The organism is Hyphomonas sp. (assembly GCF_017792385.1).
GTDB lineage: Bacteria > Pseudomonadota > Alphaproteobacteria > Caulobacterales > Hyphomonadaceae > Hyphomonas.
In genome coordinates, this window is record NZ_CP051230.1 from 2,140,569 (window position 1) to 2,162,656 (window position 22,088).

The following is a 22,088-nucleotide window of genomic DNA, read 5'->3' on the forward strand; positions in this document are numbered from 1 at the left end:
CAAGCCCGTCCAGCGATGGCCCTGCGTCAGGGGAGCGCAATCTGGTCCGTGATGCCGATGGCCGCCAGGAAGGCCGGGTCGTGGCTGATGACGAGAAGGGCGCCGGTATAGGCGTTGAGCGCGGCTTCGAGGGTTTCGATCGTGGCCATGTCGAGATGGTTGGTCGGCTCGTCCAGCAGGAGGAGTTCGGGCGGCTCGGGCGCGGCGAAGATGGCGGCGAGGCCCGCGCGCAGGCGTTCGCCGCCGCTGAGCGTCGCCACGGGCTGGTGGGCGGCCTCATTGCGGAAGGCAAAGCGGGCGAGGGCGGCATGGGCGGCGTTGCGGGTAAGGTGCGGCTGGACGGCGTGGAGCGCGTCGAGGATGGAGCCTTCTTGCGGCAGAAGGCTGACATGCTGGTCGAGCCGGGCGATGCGCGGCGTCAGCGTTTCGACCGTGCCGGAGACGGGGGCGATCTCGCCGAGGATCATCCGCATCAGCGTCGACTTGCCCGAACCATTGGGGCCGGAAATGGCGACGCGTTGCGGGCCGCGCAGCTCAAACGAGAGCGGGCCGAACAGGTGACGATCCCCGAAGGCGGCGACGGCGTTCTTCAGGCGGAGGATATCTTTCGAACTGGGCAGGTCGACGCGCGGCACATCCATCGAGATGGGCGCGGTGATTTCGACCCTGGCGCGCGCAGCCTCGAAGGCGTCTGCGGCGTCGCCAACCAGGCGGCCGGCGAGATGGTCGCCGCGGGCGGATGTGTGTTCGGCGCGTTCGGCGCGGGCATTCAGCACGAGCTTTGGCTGGGATCCGCGCGCGCGGGTCGCCCGGCCCAGCTTCTCGCGCCGGTCCTGTTTCTCGCGGGCGCGCTGGGCGTCGGTTTCGGCGCGCTTGAGGGCGCTGGCGGAGCGGGTGAGGTCGGCTTCGGCCTGGGCGCGGGCCGCGTCGCGCGCGTCGCGAAAGGCGCTCCAGCCGCCGCCGAAGATCGTGACGCCGATGGGGGTCAATTCCACGATCCGGTCGACCTGTTCCAACAGGTCCCGGTCATGACTGGCGATGAGTGCGCCGCCGCGCCACTGGGCGAGCAGGTCGGCGATGGCGCGCCGCCCGTCCGTATCGAGATTGTTGGTTGGCTCGTCCAGCAGCAGGATGTCCGGCTGTTCCAGAAGCAGGCGGGCGATCATCACGCGTGTGCGTTCGCCGCCGCTGAGCTGTGACATGGGGGTATCAAGCGGCATGTCGCGCAGGCCGGTAGAGGCGAGGGTCTCTTCCAGCCGGGCTTCCAGCGTCCAGTCGGCCAGCTCAGCATCTTCCAGCGTGCCATCGCCCGCCGCCAGACTCGCGAGCCGGGCAAGGTCTTCCGCCACGCCGAGGGTTTCGCTGAGGGTCAGCGACTCATCGGCAATCTGGGCAAGGCGGCCCAGCCGGGCGTGTACGGACAGCGTGCCGCGCGCGGGCGTGATCTCGCCGGCAATGGCGCGCAGCAGCGTGGACTTGCCACAGCCATTGCGCCCGACAAGGCCAATGCGTTCGCGGCCAAGCGACAGGCTCAGCCCGTCAAAGAGCGGGGTGCCGTCAGGCGCAGTGAGGGAAAGCGAATCGAGCGTGAGAAGAGAAGACATGGGCAGGCCGGATGATCATGGAACGGGTCAGCGAAGCGGTGGGCTTTGCGTAATCCATGTCTCTGGCCTCCAATATTGTCTCGGGATGGTGTCTCTGCGGATCGAGGCGTCTACATACGCATTCCGCGGCGCAGTTCAAGCAAAATCAGGCCTGCGCGGGCAATTTCCGGTTCGGCGTGAATGCCTCGGCGAGGGGATTTGCGGTCTCCCCCAGCATCAGGTCGGCGATGATGCGGGCGGTGATCGGGGTCAGCAGGATGCCATTGCGATAGTGGCCCGCGGCGACGAACATGTTCGGCTGGCGCGTCTGTCCGAGGAAGGGGGCGAGATCCGGCGTGCCGGGGCGGACGCCGGACCAGGTGGACGTAATCTGCGCATTCGCCAGCGACGGCACAATGGTTGCGGCGCGCGACAGAAGCGCGGCGATATCGTCCGTGTTCGGCATGCCGGTGGTGCGGCCCGGTTCCATCGTTGCGCCAATGACGAGTTCCCGGCCACGCGGCACCATGTAGATCGGCCCGGCGCGCAGCGTCGTGTCAGGATGGCTGGCCCGACGGGCGACTGACAGCATCTGGCCACCAAACGTGTCGATCTCGTCCAGGGCGGTTTCCCAGTTCACGAGGCTGAAGTGTTTGCCGTGTTCGGTCACTTTCAGCGCGGCGCTTTGCCAGCCGGCGGTGACGAGCAAAAGGTCGTGGCCGTCAATGGTCAGCGCGCTGCCGGTGGAGCGGATCGGGGCTGCGGACTGTTCGAGCGTGATGGCGGGGTGGCGTTCGCACAGGGCGATCAGCGCGGAAACAACGGCGCGATTGTTGACATGGCCATCGGTTTCCAGCCGCAGGGCGCCGCGCAAGTCCGGGGAGAGGGCGGGCTCGATGGCACGGGCGGCGGCGATGTCCAGCCGTTCGCCGGGCAGGGCGCGGGCCTGAAGCGTCTCCAGAATGCCGTCCAGGTGCCGGGCGGTGGCGTCATCCGCAGCAACGGCCAGAGACGGGCCGGGGGCATAGCCGACGGACTGGCCGCTCTCGTCTTCCAGCTGCGCGGCAAATTCCGGCCAGAGGCGGGCACTTTCGAGGCAGAGATCGAACAGGCGGGGGTGGACGCCCGCTTCGCTGGCGGCCTCGAAGGCCGGGGCGATCATGCCGGCGGCGGCCCAGCTGGCGCCGCGTCCGGGCGGGTTCGGATCGTAGAGGGTGAGGGTTGCGCCGCGCCGGGCGAGTTCCAGCGCGCAGCTCAGTCCGATGATTCCGGCTCCGGCAATGGCGATACGAGGCAGGGAGCCGGCAGGGCGGTCAGCGCGGGTCATCGGCGCTATCTAGGCCATTGCGCGGCGGATTTGAACGGTCAGGCGGCGCCGGCCTGCAATTTCTGGCTTTCCCAGAACAGCTGGAAGGCGTCTGCCCATTTCCGGTTCTGGAAGACGATTTCCTTGCACATCTGGCCGCTGGGCCGGAATGCCGTGCGCACGATCATCTGGGGACCTTCCTGGATGTCGCGGGCCAGCTGCTCCGTGATGAAGGCGTCGAGCGTGGCGGACAGCAACGCGTCTTCCTCTGGTGAGCCAAGGTCCATGTCCAGCACGATATCGTTCATGTCGTCCCCATTCATCACGTTATCTTGTGTCCAGCTTGCTGGATCATCTTTGTATCTTTCCACCCTTACCGCAATCTTCATTCGGTGGCACGGGTTTCCGGAACATAACCGGTCTTTCGAGGCGAATGTGCAATTTTCGGGCAAAAACGTCGCGCATCTCGCTCGTTGCGATCCATTCTCAACTGTGGTTCAACGGGGCTTCAACGTTCTGAAGGGAAACCTGGTTCCATGAAATGGTATGCGCCCCTGGCCACCGCCTGCATTGTCCTTGCCGCATGCGGCGCGCCGTCGCCGGAAACGGCTGAAACTGAAGCAGTTGCGACACTCCCCGCCGAACCGGCCGGGACGCTGAATGTGTATTCGGCCCGGCACTATGATTCCGACAAGGAGATGTACAAGCGGTTCGAGGAAGAGACCGGCATCCGCGTGCGCTTTCGCGAATCCGGCGCGGCCGAATTGCTGGAGGCCATGAAGGCAGAAGGGGACAACAGCCCCGCCGATGTCATCCTGTCGTCCGATGCTGGGACACTTTACCGCTTCAAGGATGCCGGCCTGATGCAGCCGATCGAATCGGATGTGCTGGCCGAGCGCGTGCCGGAACACTTCCGCGACCCGGACGGCAACTGGTTCGGCCTGACCAAGCGGCTGCGCGTGATCGTCTATGATCCCGACCGCGTGACGCCGGACCAGGTGGATGAGTATGCCGACCTGGCCAGCGCGGCGTTCGAGGGCGAGGTTTGCATGCGGTCCAGCACGAACATCTACAATCTGTCCCTGATGGGCGAACTGATCGACCGGCTGGGCGCCGACACGGCCGAGGCCTGGGCGCGCAGCGTGGTGGCGAATTTCGCCCGTCCGCCGCAGGGCGGTGACACGACCCAGATCGAGGCCGTGGCGGCCGGTCAGTGTTCGGTGGCGCTGGTGAACCATTATTACTGGGTGCGCCTGACCCAGGGCTCGCCGGCCCAGCGTGCCACGGTGGAGAAGACCAGCCTGTCCTTCCCGCAGCAGGACAGCTGGGGCGCGCATGTCAATGTGACCGGCGCCGGCGTGGCCGCTCATGCGCCGCACAAGGAGGCCGCCATCCAGTTCATCGAGTGGCTGACCACAGAGGAAGGCCAGTTCCTCCTGACGACCGAAACCAAGGAAATTCCGCTTGTGTCCGGCGCCGAGCAGCCGGCGGGGCTGGACCGCCTGCCTCCGGACTTCAAGGAAAGCGAATTGCCGCTGAACCGGTTGGGCGAGAACCAGTCCGAGGCTCAGGCCATCTATGACCGGGCCGGCTGGAACTGATCCTGGTTGAGCACGCTGACCGCCATACGCCGCTTCCGGTTTCGGAGCATTGACGGGCCCGCCTTTCTGGCGGGCCTGATCATTGCTGTGCCGGTGATGGTGACGCTGGTGGCGGGGCTGTTCCATGGCGGCGGCGATGCGTGGATCCATATTCGCGACACGCTGCTGGCCGGATACACGACCGGCACGCTGGGCACGCTGTTCCTGACGGGCGTGCTGATCCTGGGCGTGGCGGTGCCGTCGGCCTGGCTGGTAACGATGTACCAGTTTCCGGGGCGGGGCGTGTTCGAATGGCTGCTGATCCTGCCGCTGGCGGCGCCCGGCTATGTGCTGGCCTATGCCTATGCGGACCTGATGGGGGTAATGGGCCCGTTCCAGACGGCGCTGCGTGAGGCGACCGGCTGGTCGGCGCGGGATTACTGGTTTCCGGACATGCGCAACCTGCCGGGCCTGGCATTCGTGCTGGCCTGCGCGCTTTACCCCTATGCCTATCTCACGGCGCGAGCCGCCTTTGTGTCCCAGTCGGTGTGCGCGCTGGAAGCCGCCCGCAGCCTGGGCGCCAGCAGCCTGCGCCGGTTCTGGCAGGTGGCGCTGCCCGCTGCCCGCCCGGCCATTGCCGCAGGCCTGGCCCTCGCCCTGATGGAGGCGGCGGCCGATTATGGCGCGGCGGAGTATCTGGGCGTGCCGACCCTGACCTTCGGCATCGTTCGGGCCTGGCAGAGTTTCGGCGATGCCGCGGCCGCGGCGCGGCTGGCCCTCGTCCTGGTGGCGATTGTCATCGGGCTTGTCCTGGCGGAACGCCATACGCGCGGGCGCGCCGGCAGCCAGCAAAGCTCGACGCGCTGGCGCACGGTCTCGCGCACCCGCCTGCCATTCTGGGCAGGGCTCGGCGCTTCGGCTGCCTGCGGGCTGCTCTTTCTGGTGGCGTTTGTCCTGCCCGTTTCGCGTCTGATCTGGCTGACGCTGGAGACGCGCGACCAGATTGCGCCGATCGGCCGGGCGCTGGTCAACACGCTTATCCTGGCAGGGGCCGGCGCGGCGCTGGCCTTCGTGCTGGCGCTGGTGATTGCACTGACCGCCAGGCAGCGCGGCCTGGTGGCCGGCTTTGCCCGCCTGATGGCCTCCACCGGCTATGCGATTCCGGGCGCGGTGCTGGCACTCGGCGCGCTGATCGTGATGGGATATCTCGGTTTCACCCTGACCGGGATCGGCGCCATCGCGGCGCTGGCCTGGGTCTATGCCAGCCGGTTCACGACGTCCGGCGCCGAGCCGATGGTGGCGGCGCTCGGCCGCGCGCCGGCCTCCATGGGCTATGCTGCTGAAAGCCTCGGTGCCTCGCCGCTGCGCCGCGCGGTTTCCGTTGACCTGCCGGTCGCGCTATCAGGCGCCATGGCTGGTGCACTGATCCTGTTTGTTGAATCGCTCAAGGAATTGCCCGCAACCCTGATGCTGCGGCCGTTCAATTGGGACACGCTGTCTGTGCGGGCAAATGCCTATGCCACGGATGAACGTCTGGCAGCGGCGGCGCTGCCGTCCCTTCTGATCACGCTGGCGGGCCTGCTGCCGGTGATCCTGTTGTCCTGGCGGCTCAGCCATTCGCGACCGGGAGACACCCAATGACTGCCCATCTGACCGCGCAGGCGGTGACCCGTCGCTATGGCGCGTCCGCCGTGGTGGACGGGGTCAGTCTCGACCTGGAGCCCGGCAAGATCACGGCGCTGCTCGGCGGGTCCGGTGCGGGGAAGTCGACCCTGTTGCGCCTGTTTGCAGGCCTTGAGCCGCTGGATGATGGCGATATCCGCCTTGGCGACCAGCTTCTGTCTTCGGTCGGCAGGACCGTGCCGGCAGAAAAGCGCCGGATCGGGCTGATCTTCCAGGATTTCGCCCTGTTCCCGCACCTGACCGCCGCGCAGAATGTCGCCTTCGGCCTCAAATCACGCGGCAAGGAGGTGGCCCGCACCATCGCCGCCGACTGGCTGGAGCGGTTGGGACTGAGCGGCCGGGCCGGGGCGTATCCGCATGAATTGTCCGGCGGCGAGCAGCAGCGCGTCGCGATTGCCCGGGCGCTGGCCCCCGAGCCGGCTGCCATCCTCATGGACGAGCCGTTCTCCGGCCTCGATCCGGCCTTGCGCGGCAGCGTGCGCGACACGGCGCTGGCGGCGATCCGGGCGGCCGGCATTCCGGCGCTCCTGGTGACCCATGATCCGACCGAGGCGCTGGAGAGCGCCGATTGCATCGCCATCCTGCAAGCCGGTCGCCTGCTGCAGCAGGGGTCTGCGGCGGACATCTATCTGACGCCGGAAAGCGCAGCGATTGCGGCTGCGCTGGGCCCGGTCAGCCGCCTGCCGTCGGATGCCGTGCCGGATGGACTGGCCGGGACCGGGCTTCCGGACGGAACGGAACTGGTCGTACGCCCGGAAGGCGTTTTGCTGGACGCGGACTCCCCGGTGCGGGCGCAGACTGTCTCGAGCCAGCTGACCGGGCCGCTGTGCCGGCTGGTCCTGGCGTGTGGGGGACAGATGCTGACCGCGCTGGTGCCACGCATGGCTGCACCGGAAGAGGGCGAGGAAGTGGGCATCCGGCTGGATCCGGCCCTGACATTCATCTTCCAGTCAGCCGATTCCTGACATTTCCGTCATCCTGCGAGGAAGCCCTCGCCATTCACGGCCGGCTCCCATAAAATCAGGGTCGTAGATGCAACTTACAGGAGGCGCTTTGCATGGCGCGGAATGTCCTGAAACTGGCTGGCGCCGCCCTTCTGGCGGTCATGATGGCGGCAAGTGCCACGGCCCAGAGCCTCATTCGCGATGCGGAGATCGAGGAAACCCTGCGGGAATGGACCGACCCGATTCTCGATGTGGCAGGACTGAAGCCGAATGATGTCGGCCTGTACCTGATCAATGATCCCTCGCTGAACGCCTTCGTGGCGAACGGCCAGAACATCCACCTGCATACGGGTCTGATCATCGCGGCGGATTCCTCGCTGCAGATCAAGGGCGTGATCGGTCATGAGACCTGCCACATCGCTTGCGGCCACTCGGTCAGCCGGTCGCGGGCAGCGGGCGTGGCAATGCGTCCGGCCCTGCTGTCCATCGGACTGGGCATCCTGGCCATGGCGGCCGGGGAGGGCGGCGCCGGTGCCGCGCTGATCGGGTCGTCCCAGCAATTTGCTGCCCTGAACTTCTTCACGCACACGCGGTCGGAAGAGGCAACCGCCGATGCGGCGGCCGTGGAATACCTGACCCAGCTGGGGCAGTCGCCGCGCGGGATCGTCGAATTCTTCGAGAATTTCCGGTATCAGGAAGTGCTCTCCAGCGCCCGGCGCTATCCCTATTTCCGGGCCCACCCGCTGGCTTCGGACCGGATCCGCAATGTGCGCATGCTGGCCGAGGATACGGGTATGATGGACACGCCGCCCACCGAGCGGGAAGTGCGCCAGTACCAGATGATGCGCGCCAAGCTGATCGGCTTCCTCGACACGCCGAACAAGGTGGCGCGGGAATATCCGGCCAGCGACCAGAGCCAGCCGGCCCGCTATGCCCGCTCGATTGCGGCGCTGCAGGCCTCCGACATCGACAGGGCGCTGACCGAAGTGGACGTGCTGCTGGCCGAAGATCCCGAGAATCCGTATTTCTGGGAGCTGAAGGGCCAGATCCTGTTTGAAAGCGGACGGGCGGCGGATTCGGTGATGCCGCACCAGAAATCGCTGGAACTGAAACCCGGCCAGCCCCTGTTGCTGATCAATCTGGCGCGGTCGCTGAATGCGCGGGACGCGCCGGGCGATACGGAGACCGCCGAAAAGGCGCTGAAGGACGCGCTGATCGCCGAGCCGAACAATGCGTTTGCCTGGGCACAACTGGCCATCACCTATGAGAAACAGGGCCGCCGCGCCGATGCGCAGCTGGCCACGGCGGAGTCGGCCTATGCTGTGGGCGATATCGTGCGCGCCAACCGGTTTGCCCATTTTGCCGTGCAGAATCTGGAGCCTGGCACGCCGGATTATCGCCGGGCCGATGACATCCTGCTGGTGACCGACGCCAACAATCCCGACAATCGCGACATGTATCGCCGCGGGCCGCGCCTCTCCTTCTCGGTGAGATAAGCCTGCATCAACTTTCTGTCAGGTCGGATGGACGCGCGCCGATGAGGCCGTATATCTGGCCTGACCGATTCCCGCCTGAGACACAGGAACCCCAATGACCCAGAAGCTGACCACACTGACGGCCGCCATGGCCGCCCTCGTCCTCACCCCGGCCTGCGCCGAAAGCAAGGCTGCGCCGGGCGCCGACCGCGCGGAAACGGAGCAGATCATTCGGGAATACATTCTGGAGAATCCGGAACTCATCGAGGAAGCGCTGATCAAGCTGCAGGCCAAGCAGAAGGCCGCCGCGTCCGAGGCCGCCGAAGCTGCCATCGCGGCAAACTTCGCCGCCCTGTATGAGAATGAGGAAGATTATTCCGTCGGCCCGGCGGATGCCGAAATCGTCGTGGTCGAGTTCTTCGATTACCGGTGTGGCTGGTGCAAGCGTTCGGTCGACTGGGTGCGGGCCCTGCCGGAGACCCATGACGGCAAGGTGCGCGTCGTGTTCAAGGAATTGCCGATCTTTGGCGGGATCAGCGAAACGGCCTCGCTGGCGGCGCTCGCAGCCGGAAAGCAGGGCAAGTATACCGAGTTCCACATGGCGCTGATGGCCATCAAGAACAATAATGACCTGACCGATGCGAAGCTGGATGAAGTGGCTGAAGAGGTCGGCATCAGTGTCCAGAAGATGCGCGCCGACATGCGGTCCATGGATATCCAGAAGAAGCTGGCCGATTCCAAGCAGCTGGCGCGCACGCTGGGCGTCGAGGCGACGCCGAGCTTCTTCATGGGCAACAATTTCATCGAAGGCGCCGATCAGGACCGTCTCAACGACCTGATCGTGGACGCCCTGGACAGCTAGGGAAAGCCTAGCAGGGCAGGGACGTCTCGTAGGGACTGTCCAGCGAGAACATCGGGATGGTGGCGATCAGCACGGACCCGTCATCGCCCTCAAGATCATAGGTGCCGCCCATGATGCCCGACGGGGCAGCAAGGGGCGCACCGGATGTGTAGCTGAACCGTTCGCCCGGCCCGAGGGTCGGGGTCTGCCCGATCACGCCATCGCCATCCACCTGCTGCCGGCGGCCGGCCGCGTCCACAATGTTCCAGTGCCGGCGCACGATCGTCCAGGTCCGGTCGCTCTCATTCTCGACATCGACCGTGTAGGACCACATGAACCGGGCGCGGGCGGGCTCGGATTCGTCATGCATGAATTTGGGGCGGACGCGGATGCGCACACCATCCGTGACTTGCTCATACTGAGGAGGAGGAACCCGTCTGCCCATTCGATAAAATTCGATCCAATTCGTTCACACACTGTTAAGGGCGTGGGTCAAATCCATTACAAGATCGTCAGAATCCTCCAGTCCCACTGACATGCGGATCCAGCTGCGGTCCAGGCCCATCGAGGCCTGTTCCTCGTCGCTGAGCGCGCGGTGTGTGGTCGAGGACGGGTGGCAGGCCAGCGATTTGGTGTCGCCGAGATTGTTGCAGATATCGACCAATTCCAATGAATTCAGGAATCTGAACGCCTCTTCCTGACCGCCTTTCAGCGAGAAGGCGACCATGGTGCCTCCGGCGCTCATCTGGCGCTTGTGGATGTCATAGTGCGGATGATCCGGGCGATGCGGATAGCGGACGGCGGCAATGGCCTTGTGGTCCGCGATGACGTCGGCCAGACGGGCCGCATTCCGGGTCTGCTGGTCGACGCGCAGTTTCAGCGTCTCCAGGCCTTTCAGCACAACCCAGGCGTTGAAGGGCGAGGCCGCCGGGCCGAGATGGCGCAGCCAGGGATCATAGACCTCTTCCATACGGGCGGCGTCGCACAATATGGCGCCGCCCATGACACGGCCCTGGCCGTCCATGTGCTTGGTTGTGGAATAGACGACGACATCCGCGCCAAGCTCCAGAGGCTTCTGGAGGATCGGCGTGGCGAACACATTGTCGACCACCAGCGTGGCGCCGGCCGCCTTGCAGAGCCGGGCGACGGCTTCGATGTCGACGCCGTCGAGCAGGGGATTGGCGGGGCTTTCGATCAGGACAAGCTGGCAGCCCTTGGCGATTTCGCGCTCCCAGGCCGCGAGGTCTGCGCCATCGACAAACACGGTCTCGATCCCGAATTTCGGCATCTGATTGGCGATGATCCAGCGGCAGGAGCCGAACAGGGCTGTGGCGGCCACGACCCGGTCGCCGGCCTTCAGCGGCGCGAGAATGGCCGTGGAGATGGCGCCCATGCCGGAGGCGGCGACGCGGCAGGCCTCTGCGCCTTCGATCAGGGCGAGACGCTGCTGCAGCATTTCGCAGGTCGGGCTGCCATAGCGGGAATAGACGAAACCGTCCTCTTCCCCGGCCATGCGGCGCATGGCCTGTTCGGCGCTGTCATAGGAATAGCCGGAGGTCAGGTAGATCGCCTCGGAGATTTCGCCATGATCGGACCGCATCAGGCCGCCGCGCACCGCCTGGGTGGCGGGCTTCCAGCCCTTTTTCGCGCCCGTGTCCGAAGTATCTGCCATGACAGGTTATTCCCTTGTGTTTCCTGCAGTGCGTCTTATGCCTGAGAGGGCAAGGGGTGCAAGTGATGGCCGAAGATTCGGGTGTTTTGTCCGACCATGAAATCGAGACGCTGGTTGCCTCCGGGGCGATCCGCTCGGACCTGCCGCTGGAAGAAGGACAGGTCCAGCCGGCAAGCCTGGATCTGCGCCTAGCCGAGGATGCCTACCGGCTGAGGGCCAGCTTCCTGCCGGGCAAGGACCGCACCGTCGCCGAAATGCTGCAGGAGCCGGGCATCCACATGCACCGGATTGACCTGACCAAGGAAGGCGCGGTGCTGGAGACCGGCTGTGTCTATCTGGTGCCATTGATGGAATCGCTGCGCCTGCCGGCCGGCATTGCCGCACGGGCCAATCCGAAAAGCTCGACCGGGCGGATCGACGTGTTCACGCGCCTCGTGACCAATCGCTCGCGTGCCTTCGACGAGGTGCCGACGGGGTATTCCGGGCCGCTCTATCTGGAGGTCAGCCCGCGCACCTTCCCGATCATGGTGCGGCCGGGCGACCGGCTGGCGCAGATCCGCTTCAAGCGGAAGAAGCCGGAGACGCTGAAGGAGAAAATCGTCTCCATCGACCTGGAATCGGCTGGGGATCAGCCGGTGGGCTGGCGGGCCAAGCATCATTCCGGGATCGTGGATCTGCGCGGCATCGGCGCCCATGAGGCCGGCCAGTTCTGGGAGCCGGTCTGGCCGCGCGACGGGCGGATCGTGCTCAATCCCGAGGAATTCTACATTCTTGTCAGCCGCGAGACCGTGAAGGTCGGCGCGATGGAGGCGGCAGAGATGGCGCCGATCGCACCGGAACTGGGTGAGTTCCGCGCGCATTATGCCGGCTTCTTCGATCCGGGATTCGGCACCAATACGGGCGGCAGCCGCGCCGTGCTGGAAGTGCGCTCGCGCGATGTGCCCTTCATCCTGGAACATGGCCAGCCGGTTGCCAAACTGGTCTATGAAGCCATGGCCTCCAGGCCGAAGGGCCTGTATGGCGGCAAGGGCTCGAACTATCAGGGGCAGGGCCTGAAACTGTCAAAGCATTTCCGAATCTGAAAGCGCGCACCATGAAGCTGCATTACTCTGCCACCTCACCCTATGCCCGGAAGGTACGGGTGCTGATCATCGAGCAGGGCTTGCAGGCCGCAGTGGAACTGGTTCGCGCCGACCCGATGGCGGAGAATGCCGCCTCGAAGATCGGCAATCCGCTCAGCAAGGTGCCCTCCCTGGAACTGGAGGATGGCACGCATCTCTTCGACAGTCCGGTGATCTGTGAATATCTTGATCATATGGCCGGCGGAGACCCGCTGCTGCCTGTCGAGGGCGCGCGGCGCTGGGCGGTGCTGAAGGCGCAGGCGCTGGGCGATGGCATCCTGGACGCGGCGCTCAGCCTGGTCATGGAATCGCGCAGGCCGGACGCGCAGCAATCGAAATTCTGGCAGGCGCGGTGGATATCCGCAATTCATCGCGGTGTGGACGACATTGCCAATGATGTCCGGGCCGACGACGCCGTGTTCGACCTTGGCCGGATCAGCTATGCCTGCGCGCTCGGCTATCTGGATTTCCGCCTGCCGGATCTCGACTGGCGCGCGCCGCATCCGGGACTGGCGGACTGGTTCTCGGACATGTCCGGCCGGGAGAGTTTCGCCCTGACCGCGCCGCCGGAATAGGCCGGATCTTCGAAGGGTGCCTGAAGGAGAAAGAGATCATCCTTCGGCATCCGGATTACCCCCTTGCCTTCACAAGGTCGCGATAGACCACGCAGGCGCCGGTGCGGGTTTCATCCGGACTGACCAGTTTGACCATTTCCGCTGCAACTTCTTCAGGGGTCGGAAGGGTCATCGGGTCTTCGCCCGGCATGGCCTCGGCGCGCATGCCGGTGCGGGTGCCACCGGGATCGAAGATGTTGGCGCGCAGTTTCATGTTCTCGTTCTCGTCTGCCCAGCCGATCACGAGCGCTTCCAGTCCCGCCTTTGCGGCCTGATAGGGGCCCCAGAAGGCGCGGGGATGGCGGGCCACGCTGGAAGTGACGAACACGGCGCGCGGTGCGTCTGACTGGTGCAGCCAGGGTGACAGGGCGCGGATCAGGTGAAAGTTCGCATTCAGGTTGACCGCGATGGTTTCCTCGAAGCTGCGCGGACCACAGGTTTCGAGCGGGCCGAGCGTGCCGAGGATTCCGGCATTTGCCACAAGGCCATCAAGGCGGCCGAAGCGCTCTCCGATCACCTTGCCCAGCGTCTCGATGCCCTTGGTGTCTTTCAAATCCATCGGCACAAGGACAGCTTCGCTGCCGAGGGCGCGGATTTCGTCATCCAGCTTCTCGAGCGCGGCCTTCGAGCGCGCAATGGCAATGACGATATCGCCCTGGCGGGCGAGGTGGAGCGCAGCGGCGCGGCCAATGCCCCGGGAGGCGCCGGTGACGAGGATGAGGCGGGGAGTGTCAGTCATGAAAGCGCTTTGGCGGAGTTATGCATCATCCAGCAGGGAGAGCTGGCGTTCCTTGTCGGACTCGGCATGTTCATTGTCGACCAGCGGGGTCGGATAGTCTCCGGTGAAGCAATGGTCGGAGAATTGCGGCTGCATCGGATTGCGCTGCGGCTCTCCGATCGCCGTATACAGGCCGGGCACCGAGAGGAAGCCGAGTGAGTCGACTTTCAGCTCCCTGACCATTTCCTCGTGCGTGTGGATGGCGGCGAACAATTCGGACTTGGCCGCCATGTCGATGCCATAGAAATCAGGGTTCACGATGGGCGGGCTGGCCGAGCGGAAATGAATTTCCCGCGCGCCGGCCTCGCGCACCATCTGGACAATCTTCTTCGACGTATTGCCGCGCACGATGGAATCGTCGACCAGGATCACGCGCTTGCCTTCCAGTACGGCACGGTTCGGGCTGTGCTTCTTGGAAACGGCGCTCTGGCGGCCGGTCTGGGTCGGCTGAATGAAGGTCCGCCCGACATAATGGTTCCGGATGATGCCCATCTGGAAGGGGATGCCGGAGGCTTCGGAAAAGCCGAGCGCGGCCGGCACGCCGGAATCCGGCACCGGCACGATGACATCGGCATCGGCCGGTGTCTCCGCGGCCAGCTGATGGCCCATGCGGCGGCGCACTTCATAGATGGAACGTCCCTGCACGATGGAGTCCGGACGGGCGAAATAGACGTATTCGAAGACGCAGGGGCTGGTCGGGCGCTGCGGCGCGAACCGATAGGATTCGACGCCCTTCTCGCTGATCACGACAATTTCGCCATTGTCGATCTCGCGCACGAAATCCGCGCCGATAATGTCGAGCGCGCAGGTCTCGGAGGCCAGAACATAAGCGTCGCCCAGCTTGCCGAGGATCAGCGGGCGCAGGCCCACCGGATCGCGTGCGCCGATCAGCTTCTTGCCGGTCAGGCCGACCAGGGCATAACCGCCCTCGATCTTCTGGAGCGCATCAATCAGGCGATCGAGGAAGCGCTTGCCCGTGCTGCGGGCGACCAGGTGCAGGATGACTTCGGTGTCCATCGTGGACTGGAAGATCGCGCCATCCTTGACGAGGTCATGGCGCAGCTTGCGGGAATTGGTCAGATTGCCATTGTGTGCCACCGCGAACCCGCCGCCGGCGAGGTCTGCGAAGATCGGCTGCACGTTCCGCAGCATGGTGCGGCCCTGTGTGGAATAGCGGTTGTGACCGATGGCGGCGTGGCCGGGCAGGCGCGTGCGGAGGTCCCCGCCGAAATGCTCGCCCACCATGCCAAGGTGACGTTCCGAGGGGAAGCGCTTGCCGTCAAAGGTGATCATGCCGCAGGCTTCCTGCCCGCGATGCTGGAGGGCATGCAGGCCCAGCGCTGTCAGCAGGCTGGCCTCATGATTTCCGAAGATACCGAAGACGCCGCATTCCTCGCGGGGCTTGTCGTCATCATGATCGAAGAGGACCATTTGAGACGCACCTCCTGAGTGACAGTACTGCGACACGCGCCTAATGCCTTGTTTCGGCCTCCAAGGGAAGGGCGGCTTGCACATCTTTTCCGACTTTTGACGCGTTGTCGTTCACATAGTCCGCCATTTCCTTCAGCGGCGGATAGGTCATCGAGTTGCGGATGAAATCGGGAATGCGGCTTTCCTCCAGGGCCAGGTTCAGGAGTACGGCAAAGAACACCAGCGCGATGGCACCGCGGGCGATGCCGAAGAAGAGGCCGGCGAAATGGTCGAACATGCCGATGCCGTCGGCGCCCTGGATGTTCTTCGACAGGCGCTGGCCGAACCAGGCCACCAGAACATAGACCAGGATGAAGGCAAACACGATGAGCGCCAGGTCGCCGAGAAGCGGATCGACCCCTTCCGGCACCAGCGTGCGCACGCCGTCTGCAAAGAAGCGCCGCGCATAGAAGGCGGCCGCCAGCGCGGCGATGAAGGATCCGAGTGTTGCGATTTCCCTGAGAAAGCCCCTAGCGAAGGCCATGATCGCCGAAATCACGATGACCGCGACGGCGATGGCATCAAAAGCTGTAATGGACTCAAGCATTCTGGGCGTCCGGGGCGAGAAGTTGGGCAAGATCGATAAGCCGTTTAATCGGGGTGATCGTCAAGCCATCGACTGAAGTCGGGCTGCCTTCGGGCACATAGGCATGGGTAAAGCCGAGGCGCACGGCTTCCTTCAGGCGCTGTTCCATCCGGGCCACCGGACGCACCGCACCGGACAGGGCGACTTCGCCGAAGAAGACGCTGCGTTCGGGCACCGGCGTGTCGGCCAGCGAGGTGAGCAGGGCCGCTGCCGCGCCGAGATCGCCCGCCGGCTCGCCGATGCGATAGCCGCCCGCGACGGAGAGATAGACATCCATGCCGGACAGGCTGATGCCGCAGCGTGCCTCCAGCACGGCCAGCAGCATGGCCAGACGTCCGCCATCCCATCCCACCACGCTGCGCCGGGGTGTGCCATAGGCGGATTTGGCGACCAGGGCCTGCACTTCGGCCAGCACGGGGCGGGAGCCTTCCATGGCCGCGAAGACGGCGGCGCCGCCCTCTGCATCCCCATCGGCCGACAGGAACAGGGCCGACGGCTCCTTGGCCGGGGCGAGGCCATATTGGTGCATTTCGAAGATGCCGATTTCGTCGGTCGGGCCGAACCGGTTCTTCACCGCACGCAGGATGCGGAACTGGTGGCCGCGTTCGCCTTCGAAATAGAAGACCGCATCGACCATGTGCTCCACCACGCGGGGGCCAGCAATGTTGCCTTCCTTTGTCACGTGCCCGACGAGCACTAGCGCGCACCCGGATTTCTTGGCCCAGCGGGTCAGCTCCTGCGCGCAGGCGCGGACCTGGCTGACCGAGCCGGGGGCGGCCTCCAGACTGTCGGACCACATGGTCTGGATGGAATCGATCACGACGAAGTCCGGATTGGCGGCCTTCAGCGCCGACAGGATCTTGCGAAGGTCGGTTTCCGTGGCGAGCTGGACCGGGCTTTCGGCGACTTTCAGACGCTTGGCGCGTTCCTGTATCTGGGCGGCGGCTTCCTCGCCGGAGACATAGACCGTCTTCACGCCATTGCGGGCGAGGCGCGCGGCGACCTGAAGCAACAGGGTCGATTTGCCGATGCCCGGATCGCCGCCGATCAGCGTGGCGGAGGATGGCACGATGCCGCCGCCAAAGACACGGTCGAGTTCCTCAACCCCCATCACGATGCGGGCGGGCGTTTCGGTCTCGGCATTCAGGGCGACGAATTCCGCCTTGGACGAGCGTTTGGTGCCGGCCTTCGGAGCAGCGAGTCCGCCCGGCGTGCCGCCGACGGTTTCCTCAACCAGCGTGTTCCATTCTCCGCAGCCATTGCACTTGCCACTCCATTTGGAGTGAACCTCGCCACAGGATTGGCACACAAAGGCAGTCGTCGCGGTCTTGGCCATGACTAATGAGATATGAGGGTTCGCGGTGAGGGGGAAGAGGCTGCGTTCATCCGCCCTCTCCGTCAGTCGGCTTCTTCACCGTCTGCCACCTCGCCCGCAGGCGGGGGCGGATCGGCGACAGATTTTCCAAGACAGGCGAAGGGCGCGATTCCGTCCGGCATCTTGCCATTCACCAATCGCACGGCGCGGGCCGGGCCGCGCGCATTGCCCGCCGTGAAGGCAAAGCTGCCATCCAGCACATCCACATTGCGCTGATAGAAGGGGATGTATCCGGACAAGAGGCGTTTCGACAGGGTGGGCTGGAATTCGAACCGCCCGGTCGAGGCGCGGCGATGGCCTTCGAACCGTCCGGTCAGACTGACCTTGTTGATCTCCTTCGTGCCGACCAGCCGGACCGGAAACCGGGCGGAGGCGGGGATGGCGGCGAAGGCTTCCTGTATCTTTTCGCCATCGCCGACCACCGGGGCCGAGAGGGGATCATCCGAGAGGAACACGCGCCAGGCGAGATGCAGGCCTTCATAGCGCGTCAGGTCTGCCTGCTCGGTACAGGTATCGATATGCCATTCGCCGTCGAGACGGAACTTCTCGTATTGCAGCCAGCCGGTGAACGCCAGAGAGACGGCGGTGAAGGCCACCGACACATATTTGATAAAGTCCATCATGGCGTTTCCCCCCGCATGCACCGGGGGGATAGCGCCCGAAGATCAGGTGCGGGTCAAGTAGAGGGCCAGGCTTTGAGCCGTCTGGGGATGTTCTTTTCGGATGCGCGCAAAGCAACAGGTCTTGTCATCCCGGAAATGGCGAAGCCATTGTCCGGGACGCGTTCCAGCGACGGCGCCATGGGTCCCGGATAAACGCGGTGCGTTTTCCGGGATGACAACAATGGAGTGCGTGTACCTGGCCGTGTTCGTCGTAGCTGCCTAAATCGCCGGCTGAATCGGGCCGTCCGCTCGTCCGTGGACGAATTGGTCGACATGGTCGTTGCCGCTATTGTCGATGATGTTCGCCGGGCCGTGCCAGATGATCTTGCCTTCGAACAGCATGGCGATGTTGTCGGCAATCTTGCGGGCCGAGGCCATGTCATGCGTGATCGAGACCGCCGCGGCGCCGAGGCCGCGCACCTGTTCGAGGATCAAATCATTGATGGCATCGGCCGTGATCGGATCAAGGCCGGTGGTCGGCTCATCAAAGAAGATCAGGTCCGGCTTTGAAATGATCGACCGGGCGAGCGAGACGCGCTTTTGCATGCCGCCGGAGATTTCCGCCGGGTAGAGATCGGCGACATCCGGGCCGAGGCGCACTTTCTTCAGCGTCTCGATGGCCTGTTCCTTGGCATCCTTGCGGCGCATCTTGTCGACCTGCAGAAGGCGGAACCCGACATTCTCCCAGACGGTGAGGGAGTCGAAAAGCGCGCCGGACTGGAACAGCATGCCGATGCGGGCGCGCATCTTCTCGCGCGTGCGGCCGGTGGCCTTCGTGACATCCTGCCCGTCAAAGAAGATCTTGCCGGCGGTCGGCGTCATCAGGCCGAGTGCATTCTTCAGCATGACCGATTTGCCGGAGCCGGAGCCGCCGAGAATGACGAGGCTTTCGCCCTTCTGCACTTCGATATCGACGCCCTTCAGGACCTGCTTGGACCCGAAGGATTTCTGGACGTTTTCAAGTCTCAGTATGGGCGTGCTCACAGGCCGATCTCCACGAACAGGGTGGACATGAGATAGTTGGCGGCCAGCACGAGCACGGCAGCGCCCACCATGGAGAGCGTCGCCGCGCGGCCGACGCCGGTTGCGCCCGCCTCTGACCGGTCGCCCTGATAGCAGCCCATGATGGCGATGACGGCGCCGAAGACGACCGCCTTGATCAGGCCAACCAGCACGTCTTCATTGGTCAGGAAGTCGAGCGTGTTGCGCAGATAGGTGGTGGAGTCGAAATCGAGCGCATAGACGCTGACCAGCCATCCGCCCATGATGCCGATAATGTCCGCCACGATGACCAGCAGGGGAAGGGCGATGATGGCGGCGAGGAAGCGCGGCGCGTAGAGATACCGATAGGGCGAGGCCGACAGCGTTTCCAGCGCATCAATTTGTTCAGTGACGCGCATGGCCCCGATCTCTGCCGAGATACCCGCCGAGACGCGCCCCGCCAGCATCAGGCCGGTAATCGTGGCACCCAGCTCGCGCGTGATGCCGAGCACGACAATGCTGGGCACGAATTGCTCCGCGCCATAGCGGCTGCCGCCCTCATAGATGTTGAGCGCCAGCGCCGCGCCGATGAAGACCGCCGACAGGCCGACCACGGGCAGGGAATAGAATCCGATGTTCACGACCTGCCGCCAGACCTGGCCGGGATACCAGCGCGGCGTGAAGGCCGCGAATTTCACGCGGCTGGCAAATACGGTCAGCCGGCCGATCTCGGCAAAGAAGCCGAGGACCGCAGCACCGATCCATTGCAGGGGATTGGGCACCCCACGCTTAGACGTAGAAACGTTCGACACGGTTGCTGAGTCCTGTAAGCAATTCATATCCTAGCGTGCCTGCACGGGCCGCCTGCTGTTCGAGTTTGGCATGCGCGCCGAGGAATTCAACGCGTGCCCCTGTTTTTGCCGCCGCCTGTGCCTTTGAAACATCAATCGTGATGAGATCCATGGAAATGCGGCCGAGGACGGGGCAGGGCGCGCCGTCCAGATATCCGATCAGCGCATTGCTGCCGGCACGCGGCATGCCGTCGGCATAGCCGAGCGCCACCGTGGCAAGCATGCGATCCTCTTCGAGCCGGTGCGTCGCGCCATAGCCGACCGTGTCTCCCGCCCTCGCCCGGAACACGCTGATGATGCGCGCGTCCAGCGTCACACCGGGCGACAGCGCGACGTGTCCGGGTGCGTCCGATCCGCCATAGAGGGCGATGCCGGGACGGGTCAGGTCAAAGGCATAATCCGGCCCGAGATAGCAGCCGGCGGAATTGGCGAGGCTTGCCGGCGTATCCGGGAAAGCCTCCACGATCCGGGTGAAGCGGTCGAGCTGGGTCTGGTTCGCCGGATGATCCGGTTCGTCCGCGCAGGCCAGATGGCTCATCACCAGAACCGGTTGCAGCTTCTTCAGGGCATCAAGATGCGTTTCGATCATGGCCGGGGGCAGGCCGAGCCGGTTGATGCCGGTGTCGAAGTGCAGCGCGCAGGGGCCGCGGCCCCCGCGGGTCCAGAGGTCCACTTGCTCCGCGCTGGACAGGACCGGCGTCAGCGAGGCTTCGCGATAGGACCGCATGTCCCCGGCGGCCGGACCGTTGAGCACGAAGATGCGCCGCGCCTGTCCCAGCGTCCTGCGGACCATCACGCCCTCTTCGACATGCGCGACGAAGAATGTGCTGCAGCCAGCCTTCGACAGCGCGTCGGACACTCTGGCCGCGCCGAGACCATATCCGTTCGCCTTCACCACGGCGGCGGTGGTTGCACCGGGGTGCAGCTGGTCAATCGCCTGCCAGTTGGCAACAATATGGGACAGGTGGACCGTGGCGCGGGGGCGGAAGCTCATGGAACACTCCGATAGAAGCGTTTGACCGGCCTGTCATCCACACAAAGCCGTCATTTCCGCTCCTGATGGGCCAGCCAGGCCGAGCCCTTCATGTTCCAGACCGGCGTGAAGAACACCATCCAGAGGATCAGCAGGATCATGCCGCCTGCCGGGACAATGGCGATCTTCTGCGGGCCGAACAGGTCGACGAGTGCCCCCATGATCGCGGCGCCGAACGGTGCGCCGGCCATGAAGCCCAGCTGGTAGATCGACAGGACACGCGCCAGTTTCTCCTTCGGCGCGGCGTCCTGCACGATCGAACGGCTCATCGCGATGGAGATGCCGGCCGCCAGGCCCCAGATGAAGACAATGCCGAGGAAGGCATAGTGTGGCACGCGCCACATCATGGCGAGGATGCTGACCGAGGCGAGGAATTGCGCGATCAGCAACAGGCGGCCCTGCCGCTTGATGCGCTTGAAAATGGACAGCACGACCGAGGAGACGAAGGCGCCCATCCAGAAGGTGACGAACATGTCCCGGATGCCGTCCGAGCCGAAGCCGTAGACATCCCGGTTCACGATCGGGAGCACGACGAGGAAGGCGCCGATCACGAAAATGCCGACGCCGAACATCAGGGCGGTCATTGCCCACAGCTTGCCGTCGGACCGGACCGCGTGGAAACCTTCGGCAATGTCGCTGAAGGCGGCTTTCACGCCCCGCCCACTGGCGACGACCTGCCGGCCCCGGCCCAGCCAGAGCGCAAAGCCTGCGCCCAGCGCCAGGATGATGCCCTGCACGGCCAGCAATTGCTCGGCCGGGATGGGGCCGATGCCGAAGCCGCCCAGCCAGTCCGGCATCTGGGTGCGCTTGTCAGCATAGCCGCCGACGATCAGGCCGCCGATCTGTGCCAGGAATTGCGCCATCGTGGCCAGCGTCACGCCCAGTTGCAGTGTCACGCCGGAGCCGACCCGCATGCGCCGTTCGACCACTTCGTTTACGATGGAATCACGGGCCGGCATCATGAAGGCCCCGACCGTGCCGATGGTCAGGCCGTAGATGATCATGGCGGGATAGGAAAGCTCGCCGCGCGCCACGGCCACCGCCAGGAACAGGGCGGGGGTGGCCGCCAGCAGGTGCAGGATGATCAGCAGCCGCTTGCCGTCCGCCCGTTCGGCCACCACGCCGCCGATCAGCAGGAAGATGACCGACGGGGCCGACAGCGCCATATTGGCCAGGCCGAGCGCCAGCCCGTCCATGTGCAGATGTTCCTGTCCGGTGATCAGATAGGGGAACAGCACCATCTGCAGGCCGAAGGCCATGAACCAGCTGAGCTGGACCATCAGATAGGCAGGCAGTTCGATCTTGACGCCGCGGCGCAGGCGGCGGGCACGCCAATGGTTTGCCGTGGCCAGAAGGGATGCGCCGGCGCCGATCGCCTCGCTGACCCCGCTGACGGGCGACGAGATATCCTCGGCCGCGTCCTCGGCCATCTCGTCGATCAGGTCTTCCATCTTGTCTGACATGCCCACTCCGGAACAATTGGCGGGACTGTATGAAGGCGGCCCCGATAAGGAAAGCCCCCGGCCTTGCGAC

Annotated in this window: 21 protein-coding genes; 7 read left to right on the forward strand and 14 right to left on the reverse strand. The window is 65.0% G+C overall.

Features of this window, described 5'->3' with window-relative positions:
• Positions 1 to 26: 26 nt before the first annotated feature.
• The 3 genes from HF955_RS10665 to HF955_RS10675 all read right to left on the reverse strand — a co-directional run bounded on the left by HF955_RS10665 (position 27) and on the right by HF955_RS10675 (position 3,197).
• Positions 27 to 1,604: an ABC-F family ATP-binding cassette domain-containing protein gene (locus HF955_RS10665; protein ID WP_291075120.1), complete on the reverse strand. Its 1,578-nt coding sequence runs from the start codon at positions 1,602 to 1,604 to the stop codon at positions 27 to 29.
• Positions 1,605 to 1,749: 145 nt separating this feature from the next.
• Entirely contained in the window at positions 1,750 to 2,910 is a 1,161-nt protein-coding gene (gene thiO, locus HF955_RS10670) for a glycine oxidase ThiO (RefSeq protein WP_291075121.1), read from the reverse strand.
• Between the two features lie 38 nt (positions 2,911 to 2,948).
• Positions 2,949 to 3,197: a hypothetical protein gene (locus tag HF955_RS10675; protein ID WP_291075122.1), complete on the reverse strand. Its 249-nt coding sequence runs from the start codon at positions 3,195 to 3,197 to the stop codon at positions 2,949 to 2,951.
• Between the two features lie 228 nt (positions 3,198 to 3,425).
• Between HF955_RS10675 and HF955_RS10680 the strand changes: the two genes are divergently transcribed.
• The 5 genes from HF955_RS10680 to HF955_RS10700 all read left to right on the forward strand — a co-directional run bounded on the left by HF955_RS10680 (position 3,426) and on the right by HF955_RS10700 (position 9,433).
• Positions 3,426 to 4,490: an extracellular solute-binding protein gene (locus HF955_RS10680; RefSeq protein WP_291075123.1), complete on the forward strand. Its 1,065-nt coding sequence runs from the start codon at positions 3,426 to 3,428 to the stop codon at positions 4,488 to 4,490.
• Positions 4,491 to 4,496: 6 nt separating this feature from the next.
• Positions 4,497 to 6,110 carry an iron ABC transporter permease gene (locus HF955_RS10685; RefSeq protein ID WP_291075124.1) on the forward strand — a complete coding sequence of 538 codons (1,614 nt, stop codon included), beginning with the start codon at positions 4,497 to 4,499 and terminating at the stop codon, positions 6,108 to 6,110.
• A complete protein-coding gene (locus HF955_RS10690) occupies positions 6,107 to 7,117 on the forward strand; it encodes an ABC transporter ATP-binding protein (RefSeq protein WP_291075125.1) in 1,011 nt (336 codons plus the stop codon). Before HF955_RS10685 ends, HF955_RS10690 begins: the two co-directional genes overlap by 4 nt.
• 92 nt (positions 7,118 to 7,209) lie before the next feature.
• A complete protein-coding gene (locus HF955_RS10695) occupies positions 7,210 to 8,592 on the forward strand; it encodes a M48 family metalloprotease (protein ID WP_291075126.1) in 1,383 nt (460 codons plus the stop codon).
• Positions 8,593 to 8,686: 94 nt separating this feature from the next.
• Positions 8,687 to 9,433: a DsbA family protein gene (locus tag HF955_RS10700; protein WP_291075127.1), complete on the forward strand. Its 747-nt coding sequence runs from the start codon at positions 8,687 to 8,689 to the stop codon at positions 9,431 to 9,433.
• A gap of 7 nt (positions 9,434 to 9,440) precedes the next feature.
• Here the strand turns inward: HF955_RS10700 and apaG are convergent, their stop codons facing one another.
• Together apaG and metZ are read right to left on the reverse strand one after the other, a co-directional pair.
• Positions 9,441 to 9,857: a Co2+/Mg2+ efflux protein ApaG gene (apaG, locus tag HF955_RS10705; RefSeq protein ID WP_027837986.1), complete on the reverse strand. Its 417-nt coding sequence runs from the start codon at positions 9,855 to 9,857 to the stop codon at positions 9,441 to 9,443.
• 24 nt (positions 9,858 to 9,881) lie between these two features.
• The gene (metZ, locus tag HF955_RS10710; RefSeq protein WP_291075128.1) at positions 9,882 to 11,084 is read right to left on the reverse strand and encodes an O-succinylhomoserine sulfhydrylase; all 1,203 of its coding nucleotides are present in this window, start codon (positions 11,082 to 11,084) and stop codon (positions 9,882 to 9,884) included.
• Positions 11,085 to 11,149: 65 nt separating this feature from the next.
• On the opposite strand from metZ, the gene HF955_RS10715 reads away from it, so the two are divergent.
• Together HF955_RS10715 and HF955_RS10720 are read left to right on the forward strand one after the other, a co-directional pair.
• Positions 11,150 to 12,166, forward strand: a complete 1,017-nt coding sequence (locus HF955_RS10715) for a 2'-deoxycytidine 5'-triphosphate deaminase (RefSeq protein WP_027837988.1) — start codon at positions 11,150 to 11,152, stop codon at positions 12,164 to 12,166.
• 11 nt (positions 12,167 to 12,177) lie between these two features.
• Complete coding sequence (locus HF955_RS10720) at positions 12,178 to 12,780, forward strand: glutathione S-transferase N-terminal domain-containing protein (RefSeq protein WP_291075129.1); 603 nt, start codon at positions 12,178 to 12,180, stop codon at positions 12,778 to 12,780.
• 55 nt (positions 12,781 to 12,835) lie between these two features.
• On the opposite strand, the gene HF955_RS10725 is transcribed toward HF955_RS10720, so the two are convergent.
• The 9 genes from HF955_RS10725 to HF955_RS10765 form a co-directional block, all read right to left on the reverse strand.
• A complete protein-coding gene (locus HF955_RS10725) occupies positions 12,836 to 13,558 on the reverse strand; it encodes an SDR family NAD(P)-dependent oxidoreductase (protein ID WP_291075130.1) in 723 nt (240 codons plus the stop codon).
• Positions 13,559 to 13,576: 18 nt separating this feature from the next.
• The gene (purF, locus tag HF955_RS10730; protein ID WP_291075131.1) at positions 13,577 to 15,028 is read right to left on the reverse strand and encodes an amidophosphoribosyltransferase; all 1,452 of its coding nucleotides are present in this window, start codon (positions 15,026 to 15,028) and stop codon (positions 13,577 to 13,579) included.
• Between the two features lie 40 nt (positions 15,029 to 15,068).
• Positions 15,069 to 15,614: a CvpA family protein gene (locus HF955_RS10735; RefSeq protein ID WP_291075132.1), complete on the reverse strand. Its 546-nt coding sequence runs from the start codon at positions 15,612 to 15,614 to the stop codon at positions 15,069 to 15,071.
• Complete coding sequence (gene radA, locus HF955_RS10740) at positions 15,607 to 16,989, reverse strand: DNA repair protein RadA (protein ID WP_027837994.1); 1,383 nt, start codon at positions 16,987 to 16,989, stop codon at positions 15,607 to 15,609. The genes HF955_RS10735 and radA overlap by 8 nt, the downstream gene beginning before the upstream one ends.
• A gap of 62 nt (positions 16,990 to 17,051) precedes the next feature.
• Positions 17,052 to 17,651, reverse strand: a complete 600-nt coding sequence (locus tag HF955_RS10745) for a hypothetical protein (RefSeq protein ID WP_291075133.1) — start codon at positions 17,649 to 17,651, stop codon at positions 17,052 to 17,054.
• A 258-nt stretch (positions 17,652 to 17,909) separates the two neighbouring features.
• Positions 17,910 to 18,674, reverse strand: a complete 765-nt coding sequence (locus HF955_RS10750) for an ABC transporter ATP-binding protein (RefSeq protein ID WP_027837996.1) — start codon at positions 18,672 to 18,674, stop codon at positions 17,910 to 17,912.
• On the reverse strand, positions 18,671 to 19,483 hold the full coding sequence (locus tag HF955_RS10755) for an ABC transporter permease (RefSeq protein WP_036261468.1): 813 nt from the start codon (positions 19,481 to 19,483) through the stop codon (positions 18,671 to 18,673). Before HF955_RS10755 ends, HF955_RS10750 begins: the two co-directional genes overlap by 4 nt.
• Positions 19,461 to 20,516 carry an alanine racemase gene (gene alr / locus HF955_RS10760; protein WP_291075134.1) on the reverse strand — a complete coding sequence of 352 codons (1,056 nt, stop codon included), beginning with the start codon at positions 20,514 to 20,516 and terminating at the stop codon, positions 19,461 to 19,463. The genes HF955_RS10755 and alr overlap by 23 nt, the downstream gene beginning before the upstream one ends.
• Before the next feature lie 50 nt (positions 20,517 to 20,566).
• On the reverse strand, positions 20,567 to 22,018 hold the full coding sequence (locus HF955_RS10765) for an MFS transporter (protein WP_291075135.1): 1,452 nt from the start codon (positions 22,016 to 22,018) through the stop codon (positions 20,567 to 20,569).
• Positions 22,019 to 22,088: the final 70 nt, after the last annotated feature.